Source organism: Stenotrophomonas rhizophila, assembly GCF_000661955.1.
Classification (GTDB): domain Bacteria; phylum Pseudomonadota; class Gammaproteobacteria; order Xanthomonadales; family Xanthomonadaceae; genus Stenotrophomonas; species Stenotrophomonas rhizophila.
On sequence record NZ_CP007597.1, the window covers coordinates 367,437 to 381,883 of the forward strand.

10 protein-coding genes and 1 pseudogene are annotated in these 14,447 nt (G+C 67.2%); 7 read left to right on the forward strand and 4 right to left on the reverse strand.

The genetic code is table 11. The features are described 5' to 3' along the window. Positions 1–147 precede the first annotated feature (147 nt). The 6 genes and pseudogenes from DX03_RS01560 to DX03_RS01585 all read left to right on the forward strand — a co-directional run bounded on the left by DX03_RS01560 (position 148) and on the right by DX03_RS01585 (position 5,728). Entirely contained in the window at positions 148–1,104 is a 957-nt protein-coding gene (locus DX03_RS01560) for a hypothetical protein (RefSeq protein ID WP_038685819.1), read from the forward strand. 1 nt (position 1,105) lies between these two features. Next, positions 1,106–1,654: a GTP-binding protein gene (locus DX03_RS01565; RefSeq protein ID WP_038685820.1), complete on the forward strand. Its 549-nt coding sequence runs from the start codon at positions 1,106–1,108 to the stop codon at positions 1,652–1,654. Beyond that, a pseudogene (locus DX03_RS01570) lies at positions 1,647–2,060 on the forward strand (roadblock/LC7 domain-containing protein); the annotation flags it as partial. The gene DX03_RS01565 and the pseudogene DX03_RS01570, both read left to right, overlap by 8 nt. A 50-nt stretch (positions 2,061–2,110) precedes the next feature. After that, positions 2,111–2,470, forward strand: coding sequence for a hypothetical protein (locus DX03_RS01575; RefSeq protein ID WP_038685821.1), 360 nt, complete (start codon positions 2,111–2,113; stop codon positions 2,468–2,470). A 589-nt stretch (positions 2,471–3,059) separates the two neighbouring features. Next, positions 3,060–4,796, forward strand: coding sequence for a bifunctional isocitrate dehydrogenase kinase/phosphatase (gene aceK / locus DX03_RS01580; RefSeq protein ID WP_038685822.1), 1,737 nt, complete (start codon positions 3,060–3,062; stop codon positions 4,794–4,796). Between the two features lie 56 nt (positions 4,797–4,852). After that, a complete protein-coding gene (locus tag DX03_RS01585) occupies positions 4,853–5,728 on the forward strand; it encodes an energy transducer TonB (protein WP_038685823.1) in 876 nt (291 codons plus the stop codon). Positions 5,729–5,776: 48 nt separating this feature from the next. Here DX03_RS01585 and DX03_RS01590 read toward each other — a convergent pair whose 3' ends face one another. The 3 genes from DX03_RS01590 to DX03_RS01600 all read right to left on the reverse strand — a co-directional run bounded on the left by DX03_RS01590 (position 5,777) and on the right by DX03_RS01600 (position 11,556). Next, the gene (locus DX03_RS01590) at positions 5,777–7,363 is read right to left on the reverse strand and encodes a sensor domain-containing diguanylate cyclase (protein ID WP_038685824.1); all 1,587 of its coding nucleotides are present in this window, start codon (positions 7,361–7,363) and stop codon (positions 5,777–5,779) included. 166 nt (positions 7,364–7,529) lie between these two features. Next, a complete protein-coding gene (locus DX03_RS01595; RefSeq protein WP_038685825.1) occupies positions 7,530–8,537 on the reverse strand; it encodes a cupin-like domain-containing protein in 1,008 nt (335 codons plus the stop codon). A gap of 19 nt (positions 8,538–8,556) precedes the next feature. Continuing rightward, positions 8,557–11,556 (reverse strand): TonB-dependent receptor, encoded by a 3,000-nt coding sequence (locus DX03_RS01600; protein ID WP_038685826.1) that lies wholly within the window; start codon positions 11,554–11,556, stop codon positions 8,557–8,559. Positions 11,557–11,975: 419 nt separating this feature from the next. Between DX03_RS01600 and DX03_RS01605 the strand changes: the two genes are divergently transcribed. Further along, the gene (locus DX03_RS01605; RefSeq protein ID WP_051598702.1) at positions 11,976–13,247 is read left to right on the forward strand and encodes a sugar MFS transporter; all 1,272 of its coding nucleotides are present in this window, start codon (positions 11,976–11,978) and stop codon (positions 13,245–13,247) included. A 9-nt stretch (positions 13,248–13,256) separates the two neighbouring features. Here DX03_RS01605 and DX03_RS01610 read toward each other — a convergent pair whose 3' ends face one another. Further along, a complete protein-coding gene (locus tag DX03_RS01610) occupies positions 13,257–14,264 on the reverse strand; it encodes a LacI family DNA-binding transcriptional regulator (RefSeq protein ID WP_038685827.1) in 1,008 nt (335 codons plus the stop codon). Positions 14,265–14,447: the final 183 nt, after the last annotated feature.

Here is a 14,447-nt window from a genome sequence, read left to right on the forward strand (position 1 = left end):
TCGCCACAACGTCTGGCCACCCACGGACTGTGCAGAAACGTCACTTCAATCTGTGCGATGCATCACTTAAGCCCTGGTATCGATGGCATAGCCTATCGACGATCTTTTCTGCAGTAAGTGTGATCTCTCACAACGCAGGGGAAGGCGATGGCCAGGGTGCTGGTGGTCGGATCGGATATCCAGGGGGAGCACGCCTTGTTGCAGCGCCTGCGCTCGGCCGCGGCCTTGACGGCCGACACCGTGCGCAGCTGCCGTGACCTGGATGACTGCGATCTGTTGGTGATCAAGGACACGCCCGCGTTACGCAACGCCGCGCTGCGGATGGTGCGTGAGCGGCCGAAGATCCAGTTCTGGATCGAAGACCAGGATGGCCACCTGCGTCATGGCCAGGGCGATGAGCACGCGGTGCTGGACGACCATGCCATCGAGCACGCACTGCGCCAGATGCCCGCCGCGCCGGCCGCCGTTTCGATCGAAGAGCCCTGCGCGGCGCGCGGCGCCAAGGCGATCACCCGCGCGCTGCGCGAAAGCCTGCAGTCCCGGCACGGGCATGCGGTGCTGGCCTTGAATGGGTTGCCGGTGCTGTTGCTGGATTTCGAGCAGGACCAGATGGTGGTGCCTGACGGCAGCGGCAATGCCGAGCTGGCGCAACTGCTCTCCGATGATTTCGAACAGCTGGCGCTGCATGGCATCGCCGCCAAGCGCTACCAGCAACTGGCCGGTGAGCTGCCGCGCCAGTCGCTGCGCCCGCTGTTGTGGCACTGGGGCCAGCACCCGGCGCATTGGCACGACCTGGATGTACGCCTGCAACAGCACGCACGGGTGCGCCTGCTGCGCTGGCCGGATTTCCGCGTGCTGGGCCACCAACACGACAGCTTCCGGCTGTGTTCGCTGCTGCTGAAACGGGCCTGCAGCGTGGACGAGTGTGCGTCGTTGCTGGACATTTCCGGCGCGGCGGTACGCGCCTTCGTACACCCGGCCTACCTGTGCGGCTACGCCGCGCTGGAGGCACCGGCAGGTGGCAGCCGGCTGATCGGCGGCAACGATGCCGGTGGCCTGCTGGCCCGGATGTGGCGCAGCGTGCGCCAGCGCAGCGGGGGCTGACGTGCGCGAACACAAGATCGTGGTGCTGGGCAGCATGGGGTGTGGAAAATCGACGCTGGTGCGTGCCATCGCCGCCGGGGCGGTGATCAACACCGATGTGCACAACAGCGACCGCCAAGGCGCGGACAAGGCATCGACCACGGTGGCAATGGACTACGCCGATATCGACCTCCCCAATGGCGACCGCCTGCGTCTGTATGGCACGCCCGGTCAGCAGCGGTTCGATTTCCTCTGGCCGATCCTGCTGCAGGGGGCCAGTGGCGTGGTGCTGCTGCTGGATGCCACCCGCGACACCGTGGCCGACGAGCTGGCCGCGTACCTGGCGGTGTTGCGGCAGCACGCTGCGCAGGTGCCGGCGGTGATCGGTGTGTCGCGGCTGGACCTGGCCCCGCAGTTCGACCTGGAGGCCTGCGCGGTCCACACCGGCCAGCAGGGCCGTTGGCTGCCGGTGGTGCCGGTGGATGCACGCGATCGCGAACAGGGGCTGTGCCTGATGGACGTACTGATGAGCGAAATGGAAGCCGGTGCCCTGGTGGCTGCGCATGGCTGATGGACACGATGCACGCCGCCTCGACCCGGCCTTGCGCGCGCGCCTGGGCCATCACCTGCAGGGCTTTGCCGATGACATCAACGGGGTGCGCAGCGTGGTGCTGGCCAGCGTGGATGGTTTCGCGCTGGTGCCGGCGGCAGGCACGCATGGCAATGGCGAGCGCCTGGCCGCGATGACCAGCGCGATGCTGGCGCTGGCCGCCGCGGTGGGCCGCGAGCTGGCGCTGGGGGAGCTGGAAGTGCTGATGCTGGAAGCCGGCGAGGGCAAGGTGCTGATGCTGGCCCTGCCTGCAACGCCGGCGCCGCTGCTGCTGATGACCGCCTGCGACGCGCGCTGCGTGATCGGCAAGGTGCTGTGGAGTGCGAAGGAATGTGGCCGCAACATCATGGCCGAACTCAGCGGATCACGAGCCGATCCGCAGGGGAACACGGGGCTCGACAACCAACGGGGTGCAACATGGCAGGACTCGACGATACCTTGAACGCGCTGATGACCATCGATGGCGCGCAGGCGGTGGCGCTGGTCGATTACGAAAGCGGCATGCTGCTGGGGGAGGCCGGTTCGGGGATGGACATGGAAGTGGCGGCGGCAGGCAACACCGAGGTGATTCGCGCCAAGATGAAGACGGCCGCATCGCTCAATCTCAACGACACCATCGAAGACATCCTGATCTCGCTGGGCAAGGCGTACCACATCCTGCGCCCGGTCTCGCGCAAGAAGGGCCTGTTCCTGTACCTGGTCCTGGACCGCAACAAGTCCAACCTCGCCCTGGCACGCCGCAAGGTGCAGGACGTGGAAGCCGAACTGGCGCTGTAAGGTTCCCTCCGCCGTCGGCCGCGCCGTGGTGGCGGCCGGCGGCGTTTTTTTGGTTCTTCGCCCATAGGCGGGGCAAGCAGAAACGTGCCTTGATGCTCTCCCGGCACACAGCCGGCGGCGGATCGGGCGCTGGGCCCCCATGCCCTTTCCGGCGAATGTCCCCCGGCGTCGGCCTGCGGCCGCCCCCTCCTCCTTTATTTCGCCTCCAAGGGCATGGGGACCCAGCGCCCGACCCACCGACAGCGCCAGAAAAGCCTGGCTTTTCCTTCTTACCGCAGGCCGAGCCCCGTAGCAGCCGGTAGGCTCCTGGGCAAAATAAAGGAGGAGGCCGCTTCGCGGCCGGGGGACATTTGCACCAGGAGCCTACCGGCTGCTGCGGGGCCCTCACGCTCGCGACCCGCCCGATCGGAGACCGAAGCCAATCCAAAGAGCGCCTGCACACCCGGCCACCCGCGTAGTGTCGTGCACACTCTGCGACGGCCCTTGCAACAAGGCGCTCCCCTCAGATGGGAGAAGAACCTCTTTCTTCCCGCTACCCCAGGCAGCGGCGGCTGTCGTATGGTGACCGCTGGTCCCTTCGGTGCGATGAATGGCAGCCGCCGATATTCCTGATCCCGGTACGCTGGCCACAACGCTGGCGCTGCTGATCCGCGATGGCTTCGAGCATTACCACGCGCGCTTTGCGGCCGTCACGCAGCGGGCGCGGCTGCGCTTTGAAACGCGTGACTGGGCCGGTGCCCGGCAGGACGCCGTCGAGCGCATCGGCCTGTATGACCACTGCATCGCCCAGACCGTGGATGCCCTGCGCCGCGGCGCTGGCGAGCAGGTGGGTACCCGCACGCTGTGGCTGCACGTACGCCAGGCCTACGCCGCGCTGCTGGATGGCCTGATCGATGCCGAGCTGTACAAGACCTTCTACAACACCCTGGCGCGGCGGCTGTTCGCCACGCAGGGCGTGGATGCGGCCATCGAGTTCATGGCCATGGATGTCGAGCCGTCCGACGCGATCACCCATCCGGTCGCCCGCCACAGCTACACCCTGTCGGCCACGCGCCCGGCCGAAGCCTTGTTGCGGGTACTGGGCGACTACCGGTTCGACGTACCGTATGCACACCAGCTGCGCTGCGCGGCGGCGATCGCGGTGCGGCTGCAGGACGACCTGGCGCATTGGGGCGATTACCCGGTGCGCAGCATCGAGTTGCTGGACACCGTGTTCTACCGCGAACGCCGCGCGTATCTGGTGGGCCGCGTGTTCGGCGAGCATCGCTTTTCGCCGTGCGTGATCGCACTGGTCAACGACCAGCATGGCCTGCGCGCCGAGGCCGTGCTGACCCGGCGCCGCGACGTGGCGCACCTGTTCGGCGTGTCGCGCAGCTATTTCCAGGCCGACCTGGCCACGGTGGGCGATGCAGTGGTGTTCCTGCGCAGCCTGCTGCCGGGCAAGCCCATCGATGAAATCTACACCGTGCTGGGGCGCGCCAAGCAGGGCAAGACCGAGCGTTACCGCACCTTCTTCCGGCACTTCCAGGACCATCCCACCGAGCAGCTGGTGCATGCCGATGGCACCCCGGGCATGGTCATGGCGGTGTTCACGCTGCCCAGCTATCCGCTGGTGTTCAAGCTGATCCGCGACCGCTTCGCCTGGCCCAAGGCGATGTCCCGGCAGCAGGTGGAAGAGAAGTATGCGCTGGTTTTCAACCTTGACCGCGTGGGCCGCCTGCTGGATGCGCAGCCTTATCGCCACCTGCGGTTTCCGCGTGCGCGTTTCGCCCCGGCACTGCTGGACGAGCTGTTGACCCAGTGCCGCAGCAGCGTCAGCGAGGACGGCGACGACGTGGTGGTAACGCTGTGCTACGTGCAGCGCCGGTTCCGTCCGCTCAACCTGTACCTGCGCGAGCAGGCCAGCGAGGCCCGGCGCAACGCGGCACTGGACTACGCGCAGGCGATCACCGACATGGCGCGCAACAACATTTTCCCAGGCGACATGCTGCCGAAGAACTTCGGCGTGTCCCGGCATGGGCGTGCGGTGTTCTACGACTACGACGAACTGTGCCTGGTCAGTGACTGCACCTTCCGCGCCTGGCCCACGCCCCGCAATGCAGAAGAAGCATTGGCCGACGAGCCGTGGTTCCAGATCGGCCCGCGCGATGTGTTTCCCGAGCGCTTCTGGATGTTCATGGGCTTGCCGGGCGCCGAGCTGGCGGCCGTGCGCGAGCACTTCGCGCACCTGTTCGATCCTGCATGGTGGCAGGGTCTGCAGGCACGCTTTGCTGCCGGTGATTTTCCAGATACGCCGCCTTATGCGGAAAGCCATCGGTTGGCTTGATTGGAAACACCACGACTGCTGCGTTAGGCTCGACGCATCCACAAGGAGCAGGTGCGATGCGTTCATCCCATATTCTTGCGCTGGCCCTCGCCGTTGGCGGCGTCGGCCTGTCGATGCTGCCAGAAGCCCAGGCACAGTCCCGGCGCGCGGTGCGTGAGCAGGCCGAAGCGGCCATGGTGCTGACCGGCCAGATCCATATCGGCACCGAAGGGCAGGTGGAAAGCTTCCAGCTCGACAAGCGCGAGCAGGTCGACGAGGCCATTGCGCGCTTCCTCGAAGGCGCCGTGCAGACCTGGCGGTTCGAACCGGTGCGGCTGAACGGCCGTGCCGTCCCCGCACGCACGCCGGTCAGCATCCGCCTGGCGGGCAAGAGCATGCCCGACGGCAAGCAGCAGGTCACTCTGTTGGCCGCCAGTTTCGAGGAGTACAAGGACGACGCCGTGGATCGCGTCACCAAGCTGCAGACGCGCGCCCCGGCCTATCCAGAGGACGTCTATCGCGCAGGTGGCCGTGGCGATGTGCTGCTTCTCGTGCAGGTGGGTCGCGATGGCAAGGTCATGGACGTGGCGACCGAGCAGGTCAACCTGCGCGTGGTGGGTACCGAGGCGCAGATGCGCAGCATGCGCGATAAGCTGTCACGCGCGTCGATGGCCGCGGCACGCAAGTGGACGTTCAAGACGCCTACGGCTGGTGAATTCAAGGATGCGCCGAGCTGGACGCTGCGGGTGCCCATCCACTTCGCGTTGCACGACGAGCGTGAGCGCTACGGCAAGTGGGATGCGTACATTCCTGGCCCACGCCAGCAGGCGCCGTGGCGTGCCGACAAGGCGCTGAGTGCCGATGCCAACGCCGACCTGCTTCCGCAGGGCGGCGTGTTCATGGCCGATGCTGCCCGCCAGGGGCCGAGGTTGCTCACCCCGCTTGGCGGCTGACCCGCACGGCAGCGGCGGCGGGGCACGCGCACGCCCTGCCTGGGCGCGTCACGCGCCGCCGCGCCGTTCCGGTGCCGGGTGCACCACGGTGCGGTTGCGGCCCTGTTCCTTGGCCATGTAGAGCGCCTTGTCGGCCAGCCGCAGCGCCTGCTGCGGATCCTCGTGATAGCTGGGGTAGTGGGCCACGCCCAGCGACACCGTGACCGAGCCGACCTCCTCGAACACTTCGGCCGCCACCTGCACGCGCAGGCGTTCGGCGATGCGTGCGGACGCCTCGGTGTCGATGCCCGGCAGCAGGATCAGGAATTCTTCGCCGCCGTTGCGGCAGAGCAGGTCGGTGTCGCGCGAGTCGTCGCGCATCAGCTGCGCGATGCGCAGGATCACCGCATCGCCCACCGCATGCCCGAAACGGTCGTTGATGGTCTTGAAGCGGTCGATGTCCAGCGCGATGATCCCGAACGGCTGCCCGCGCGCCTGCCAGTCTTCCAGCCCTTGTTGCAGGCCGCGGCGGTTCTGCAGCCCGGTCAGCGGGTCGGTCATGCTGGCGCGGTTGAGCTTGCCGATGCGGTCCTGCAGCAGGTTGAAGCTGTACAGCAGGGCCTGCTTGAGATGCGCCACTTCGTAGTACCACGCGCGGATGCCGGTGACATGGCGGATGGCGATGCCGGTGTCGCGGTTCTGCACGTTGCGCGCCAGCTGCCACAGCGGCAGCGAGATGCGCCGCGCAAACCACCAGGTGATCAGCAGCGACAGCACGCCAAGCGGAATCGCATTCCAGATCACTGCCTTCATCAGCGTGGACAAGGCCGCCAGCGTGGCGTCGGCCGGGCGTTGGGCCACCACGCCCCAGCCGACGATCGGCACCGGCGCATAGCCGGCCAGCATCTGCACGCCGTGGCTGTTGCGCACCTGCTGGGCACCGGTGTGGCCCTTGCTGACCGCCAGCACCGCCGGGTTCTCCATCGCGAACTGACCCACCCGGTTGGGTTCGATGTGGTACAGGATGCGGCCGTTGCGGTCGACCACGTACAGGTAGGAGCCGTCGCGGTAGTAATGCTTGCCCAGCAGCGTCTGCAGGATGCTGCGCTCGCGCAGGTAGATGGTGCCGCTGACGTAGCCCTGGTACTGGCCCTGCGCGCTGAAGACGGGATGGGAGATGGCCACCAGCAGGCGCCCGGTGGCCGACTGGTAGGGGTCACTGATGAACGGCTCGCGCCGGTCCAGCGCGTCCTTGTTGCCGCGGCTGTTGAGGGTGACGCCCTGCAGCGCCAGGCTCTGAGGCGAGGTGGCCAGCACGGTGCCGGCCGGGTCGACGATCAACACCGAATTGAAGCTGTTGGTCTGCAGCTGCAGGCGTGCCGCTTCGGCTTCCAGCTCGCCGCGGTCGTGCGTGCGCTGGCCCAGCGCGGTGGCGCTGTAGGCCAGCTGCTGCTGCGCGGACTGGATGAAGTTCTGGGTGGTCTCGGCCAGCTTGCTGGCATACACCCGGTTGGCTTCCAGGGTGGTGCCGATCAACTGCTCGCGCTGCACCCGGTAACTGGCGTGCAGGGTATTGGCCAGCGCCACCACGGCACTGAGCAGGGCCAGGCCAAGGATCAGCTTGCCAAGGTTGAGACGGGTGGAAAACGGGCGCATGCGGGGCTTCGGACTGGCAGGGTGCAGCGCCAGCCGGGATGCGGATGGAACGGCAGCGATGGAGCAATCAGGAGCGCAACATCCCACCCCCGGGCGGACTACGGGTCACGCCGCGGATTATTGCGGATTACGGCGCGCCGTGGGTGAAGCGCGCACCCGCACGCGTTCAGCGCTCCAACCGTCGGCGCAGCACGCTGCGCACCTGTGCGGCCGTGTTCGCATCCAGCGCGCCCAGCACGCCGCGCGCGTGGGCGGGGACATGCGCGGCGGTGTCCGGGTTGGCATGGAACACGTAATGGTCGAAGACGGTACGCCACTGTTCGCGTTGGTGCGGTGGTAGTTCGCGCAGCGCCAGCATGGCCAGCATCAACGCGTTCATGGGCGCATCCATCCATGCCGGCACCGGACGCCACCAGTAGTTCACCAGAACATTGAACGTGTCCAGCCCTTCCATGTGGTGCCACCACAACGAAGGGATGAACACCGCATCGCCCGGGCCCAGCTCGGCCACCTGCGCATGTGCCAACGCCTGGGCAAAACGCGGAAAGCGCTGCAGGTCCGGTGCGGCGAAGTCGACCAGGCTGATGGCCTGGCCGGCGGGGGTGAAATCCAGCGGACCGATGTACAGGTTGTCGATCTGCTCTGGGGCGAACACGGTCACCCGGCGTCGGCCGGCGGCCACGCAGGCCAGGTTGTCCGGTACATCCTGGTGGGCGGCAATGCGCGAGCGGTTGCCGATCCAGATGCTGGCCAGCGGGTCGTCCACCCCCAGCGCCAGCGGATTGCACGTGCCGAAACCGGGCAGGAAGCTGTCCAGCGTGGTCGAAGCCACGTAGATGCCGGGCGGGTCGGGGTCGGGCTGGTACTTGAGCAAGGTGTCGAGCACCACCTTCAGGGCGATCTGCTCACGGCGGAAGTTGAAGCCGCTCATGTCCGCGTTGTAGAACAGCCGCCCCTGCGCCTGTGGCGGCGCCGTGGTGGCGGTGACCGGCAACTGGCCGTGGTCGAACTGCTTGAGGTGTGCCACCGCTGCGGCCGCCGATGTGCGTGCCGCAGCTACCATCGGCCAGTGCGCCACCAGCCCGCGCAGCACCTTGGGTGTGGTCCAGCCGGGCAGCTGCGTGTGCAGCTGCGCCGGGTCCAGCCCATGCACTTCCTCGATCCGGCCTGTCATCGCGCCGTGGTTCCTGTGCTCAGAACTTGTAGCGTACCCCGAACATGTAACGCGGCCCGGTCTGGGTGGCGTAGCGCAGCATGTTGGTGTGGCGCGCATAGGTGCGCATGGTTTCGTCGGTCAGGTTGATCGCCTCCAGGCTCAGCGTGAGCTGGTCGCTCACCGCGTAGCTGATGTTGAGGTCCAGCTGGCCATAGGCGTCGGTGTAGTTCGGGTTCGGGCCCTGCCCGCCGATGCCGTTGAGGAATTTGTCGCGCCAGTTGTAGGCCGCACGCACCTGCCAGTTGTACTTCTCGTAGAACAGCACCAGGTTGGCCGAGTCGCTCAAGCCGATCATCGGGTACTGGTCGCCCAGGCTCAGGTTGTCGAAGGTCAGGCCGGACTTCACCTTGGTGTAGTTGGCCGCCAGGCCGAAGCCGGTCTGCCCGAACAGCTGCTGCACGCTCAGTTCCCAGCCGTCCAGGTGGTCCGAGCGCTGGTTGGCCGGCACCGTGATGTCGAACCCGGCGACCGGGTCGCCGGGCTGGCCGACGATGGTGCCGGTGCGCTGGCCGGCCGAGTTGGTGCCGGTGGCGGTCACGCCCGGGTCGCCGTCGTGATTGGCGAAGATGTAATCGCGGATGCAGGGCATGTCGGTCACCCCGCAGCCCGAGGCCAGCGCCTCGTTCCAGTAAGTGCCGCCCACCGGGGTGTGCAGCCCGGCGCTGTTGTCGCGCACGATGGTGTTGCTGATGAAGTTCTTGATGTTCTTGCGGAAGAAGCCCAGCGAGGCGTAGCTGGATTCGCCGTAGTACCACTCCAGCGACAGGTCGAAGTTGTCGGCTAGCAGCGGCTCCAGCCCGGGATTGCCGCGCGAGCCGGTGCCGCCCTGGGTGCGCACGATGTTGTCGAAGCGGCGGCCGCTGTCGATCTGGGTCCAGCCGGGGCGGCCGATGCTGCGGCTGTAGCTGCCGCGCAGCGCCAGCGCCTCGGTGATGTCCAGCTTGAGGTCCACGTTGGGCAGCACGTAGTCGTACTTGCCCTTGCCGCCGATGAAGGTGCCCTCGGCCGCATAGCCCAGGTTGAACTCGTTGGCCGAGCCCCAGTTGATGCTGGTCGGTACGCGCACCAGCGCGGTCGATTCCACCTCGGTCTGCTCGTAGCGCACGCCGGCGGCCACATGCAGCGGCATCGACCAGTCGAAGGTGGTGCGGTACTGCAGGTAGGCGCTCTTGGAGGTCTCGGTGGTGCGGATGTCTTCGGTGTACTCGGTGGGCGCCAGGTAGCAGGTGGGGCAGGGCGGCTCGCCATTGGCGGCCACCTGGCCGGCACGCTCGCGCAGGCGGTCGAAGTCGAACACCAGGAACTGGCCGGTCAGGCGCGGGTCGCTGTGCCCGGAGAACGCATCGAAGTACTTGGCCATGTCGTCGGCGTACCAGATGCTGTCGTCATAGTCGGCCGGGTTGCCCAGCCCGCCCCAGCTGTCGCGCTGCATGATCGCCGAGGCCGAGCGGTTCTCCACCTTGGTATGGCCGACGCCGAAATCCAGTGCGGAATAGTCGGCGAACTTGAAGGTGCCGCTGCCCTGGTACTGCTGCACCTTGGACTTGTTGTAGCTGTTCTGGAACACCGAACCGGTGACCAGCGCCTGGTTGGCCTGCACGCCGCCCGGCGGCAGCGCGATGTTGATGATCGGCAGGTCGCCGCTGTAGTCCACGGTGGTCTTGCCGCGCACGAAGGCCGCCACGCCGAGCACGCCGGCCGAGCCATACGGGCTGTCCGGCTGCGATTCGGCGGTGGCATTATGGACGTCGAAGGACAGGTTCAACGCGTCGTTGACTTCCCAGGCCACGTTGAAGCCCAGCGCGTCCATGCTGTTCTTGGTGGCCAGCTTCATGCCGCCCATCGACACGTCCGAGTTGACCATGTCTTCGCTGTAGATGATTGGCGCCGCGATCGGGCCATTGGTCCAGGTGCTGTCGCCGGGGCCGTAGTTGAACCACACCGACAACTCGCTGCGCTGCTGCTGCACCTTGTTCTCTACATAGGTGTAGTCCAGCGTGGTGGTGACGTTGTCGGCCGGCTTCCACTGCAGGGTGGCCTGGGCGTTGGTGCGCTGGCGCTGCACGCCGTTGACGTTGTAGGCGGTGTTCTGCGGGCGGCCGTAGATGTCGGTGGCGTCGGGGCGGTTCTGGATGCGGTCCGAATAGCCTTGGCCGGGTTGCGGCAAGGCGCGCCAGTCGCTGCTTTCGTTGCCCTGGAAGGTGGCCCAGCCCTCGGCCACGGTGGCCTGGTTGAAGCCCGAATCGCGCTCCTGGTGGCTGGCGCTGAGGGTCACGCCGAAGCGGTCGTCGGCGTAGCGCTGGCTGAAGATGCCCGACAGCTCGCCGGTGATGTTGGCGCCCTGCAGGGTGCGCGGCAGGTTGTCGTTGGAGCTGTCGTTGACCGCCTTCAGGCCCAGGCTGATCACCGGCTCGGCCTCCAGCGGGCGCAGCGTCTTGATGTTGATGGTGGCGCCGATGCCGCCGGTGGGATTGTCGGCGCGGGTGGTCTTGTACACCTCCACCGCCGAGATCGATTCGGAGGCGATGTTGGCGAAATCGAACGAGCGCGAGCCGGACAGGCCACCGCCGCCGTTGCCCAGGTTGGATGCGGGCATCTGGCGGCCGTTGAGCAGCACCAGGTTGAAGTCCGGCCCGATGCCGCGCACGGTCACCTTGGACCCTTCGCCGCTGGATGTACGGTCGATCGACACGCCGCTGATGCGCTGCAGCGATTCGGCCAGGTTGGTATCGGGGAACTTGCCGATGTCCTCGGCCACGATGCCATCGACCACACCCTGGCTGTCGCGCTTGAGGTTCATCGACGAGGTGAGGCTGCCGCGGATGCCAGTGACCTGCACCGCGTCCAGCGTGGTCGGGTCGGGCGCTTCGCCCGTGGCCGGGCGGGCCGGATCCTGCGCCCAGGCGGGGCTGGCCAGCACGGCCAGCAGCGCGGAAGTGAGCATCGCCTTGCGGGGTACGACCTTGTACGTCTTCATGAAAGCTCCCTCCCCAGGGAAATCGATAATGGCGTCCTACGGCGTGACGGCGTGACGGCGTGGTTCAACAGCACACGGGCCGGATTGGGAGCCATCGTTGACAGCGTTGTCAACAAACGACCCTGCCATTGCGACTCCTGCCGACGTGGGCGGCACGTCCAGCGCTGTCATCCGGGCCGTATCGACGACCGGTAAAGCACCGTGGCGCAGGGCCTGCGGTGTGTTTCCTGCGGTATCCCGTGCTGCCGCTGCAGCATGCCGACGGCGTTGTGCAGTGCAGAACGAAACTGCGCGGATGCCCCACGCAGGCCGCCATGCTGCCCATGTCCTGTCTGCTGACAGCGCTGGACAATCGATGGCGAAGCGGGTTCCATGTGTGGCCGCCGAATGGCTGGCATACCCTTCAACAAGGACATGCAATGGACAACCCTGCTGCAGTGCGCGGGCAACACGTGCAAAGCAATCGCGTGGCCCTGACGGTGGTCACCGCGATCTTCTTCATGTGGGGCTTCCTGACCTGCCTCAACGACATCCTCATTCCGCACCTCAAGGCCGCCTTCGCGCTGACCTGGGTGCAGGCGATGCTGGTGCAGTTCACCTTCTTCGGTGCGTACTTCCTGATGTCGCTGCCGGCAGGGCGGCTGGTCGCGGCGGTGGGCTACAAGCGCGGCATCGTGGCCGGGCTGGCCATTGCCGGCGTGGGCGCGCTGCTGTTCTGGCCGGCCGCGCATGCACATGTCTACGGGTTGTTCCTGGCAGCGTTGTTCGTGCTCGCCACCGGCATCACCGTGCTGCAGGTGGCGGCCAACCCGTACGTGGCGCTGCTGGGACCGGAGCAGACCGCGTCCAGCCGGCTGACGCTGGCGCAGTCGATGAATGCACTGGGCACCACGCTGGCGCCGCTGTTCGGCGGCCTGCTGATCCTGTCGGCCGAACCGCGCACCGATGAAGCCCTGGCGCTGCTGCCGCACGCCGAGGCGCTGGCCTACCGCGCCGCCGAGGCGCAGTCGGTGCAGCTGCCGTACTTCGGCCTGGCGGTGGCGCTGTTCGTGCTGGCCGCGGCCATCTGGATGTTCCGCCTGCCGGCCATCCCGGGCGTGGAAGAGGGCGCCACCGGCGGGCGCATCCGCGACGCGCTGCGGCATCCGCACCTGCGCTACGGCGTGCTGGCGATCTTCTTCTACGTGGGGGCCGAAGTGTCCATCGGCAGCGTGCTGGTCAACTTCCTGTCGATGCCGGGCATCGGCGAAGGGCTCACCGAGCAGGAAGCCACGCGGTATGTGTCGTTGTACTGGGGCGGTGCGCTGGTCGGGCGCCTGGTCGGCACCGTGCTGCTGGCACGGCTCGACCCGCGCCGCCTGCTGGGCATCTTCGCGCTGGTGGTGATGGCGCTGCTGGCGGTGACCATGCTGGCCGGTGGCGGGTTGGCCAAGTGGGCGGTGGTCAGCATCGGGCTGTTCAACTCGATCATGTTCCCGACCATCTTCGCGCTTGCCATCGCGCGGCTGGGCGCGCTGACCGGCAAGGGCTCCAGCCTGCTGGTGATGGCCATCGTGGGCGGTGCGGTGGTACCGCTGGCGATGGGTTGGGTGGCCGACAACCACGGCCTGCAGCTGTCGTTCCTGCTGCCGATGCTGTGCTACCTGTACATCGTGTTCTACGCGTGGCGGGGCTCGCGCCACGCCGCGTAACCACGCGCCTCAGCGCCGTCGCGGCGCATGGGTCGATTCGCGCACCAGCACCGCATGGTCCACCGTGACCATGCGGCCGGCATCGGGCGAGCGGATGTGGTCGATCAGCTGTTCGGTGGCCAGCCGGCCCATGTGCGAGGTGGGCTGCCGCACCGTGGTCAGCGCCGGGTAGATATGCCCGGCGATGGGCGTGTCATCGAAGCCGCATACCGACAGGTCACGCGGAACGCGCAGGCCCCGCTGGCCGGCCACGCGGTAGACCGCGGCGGCCATGTCATCGTTGGCCGCGAAGATGGCGGTGGGCGGTTGTGGCAGGTCGAGCAGTGTATTGGCCGCCTCGATCCCGGATTCGAACGAAAACTGCCCGTTGACCACCAGGGCCGGGTCGTAGGCGATGCCGTGCTCGCGCAGTGCCTGCCGGTAGCCGGCCAGGCGCCACTGGCAGGCACCGTGCGCGCGCGGGCCCTTGATGTGGCCAATGCGGCGGTGGCCCTGCGCCACCAGGTGGCCCATCAGTTCCACCACGGCCGTGGTTTCATCCATGCGCACGCCGATGCGACCGTCCGGGTGGCGCGGGGCGATGCTGGAAAAGGGAATGTCGTGCTCTTCCAGATAGGCCAGCACCACCGCATCGTCGGTCAACGGTGGAATCAGCACCACGCCGTCGGGCCGCGAATTCTCGAACAGGGCCGCCAGGTCGGGCAGGGTGCTGCGGCCGACGCCGACCGGCCCCAGGATCAGGTTGTAATGCGTGGCGTGGCAGGCTTCGAGCATGCCGTTCTGGATTTCCATCAGGTAGTTGCGCGACGGATTGTTGTAGACCAGCGCCAGTGCGTAGGAGCGCTGCCCGGCCAGGCTGCGTGCCGACAGGTTGGGCTTGTAGCCCAGCCGCGCCACGGCCGCGGTGACCCGCTCGCGCGTTTCGGCGCGCACGTTGGGCTCGTTGTTGAGCACGCGGGACACGGTCTTGATCGAAACGCCCGCGACTGCGGCGACATCCTCGATTCGACTACGCATGGTGCGGTGGATCCTATGTGGGGGCAGGTCGGCAACTGCCGATGGTAGTGCGGCAACACCAGGTGGAGGTTGCCGAGGCAGGCCGATGGTGCCATGCCGCGATGGCTTGTGGCGCGCCGTTGAATTTCGTGCGGCGTTGCAACACCCAGCATGAGATCGATGCAACCGCTCGCGCGGTAATCC

Coding starts and splice junctions, on each gene's coding strand:
- aceK (WP_038685822.1), top strand. CDS start 3,060: ATGGCAGCCGCCGATATTCCTGATCCCGGTACGCTGGCCACAACGCTG.
- DX03_RS01585 (WP_038685823.1), top strand. CDS start 4,853: ATGCGTTCATCCCATATTCTTGCGCTGGCCCTCGCCGTTGGCGGCGTC.
- DX03_RS01600 (WP_038685826.1), bottom strand. CDS start 11,556: ATGAAGACGTACAAGGTCGTACCCCGCAAGGCGATGCTCACTTCCGCG.
- DX03_RS01590 (WP_038685824.1), bottom strand. CDS start 7,363: ATGCGCCCGTTTTCCACCCGTCTCAACCTTGGCAAGCTGATCCTTGGC.
- DX03_RS01560 (WP_038685819.1), top strand. CDS start 148: ATGGCCAGGGTGCTGGTGGTCGGATCGGATATCCAGGGGGAGCACGCC.
- DX03_RS01605 (WP_051598702.1), top strand. CDS start 11,976: ATGGACAACCCTGCTGCAGTGCGCGGGCAACACGTGCAAAGCAATCGC.
- DX03_RS01610 (WP_038685827.1), bottom strand. CDS start 14,264: ATGCGTAGTCGAATCGAGGATGTCGCCGCAGTCGCGGGCGTTTCGATC.
- DX03_RS01575 (WP_038685821.1), top strand. CDS start 2,111: ATGGCAGGACTCGACGATACCTTGAACGCGCTGATGACCATCGATGGC.
- DX03_RS01595 (WP_038685825.1), bottom strand. CDS start 8,537: ATGACAGGCCGGATCGAGGAAGTGCATGGGCTGGACCCGGCGCAGCTG.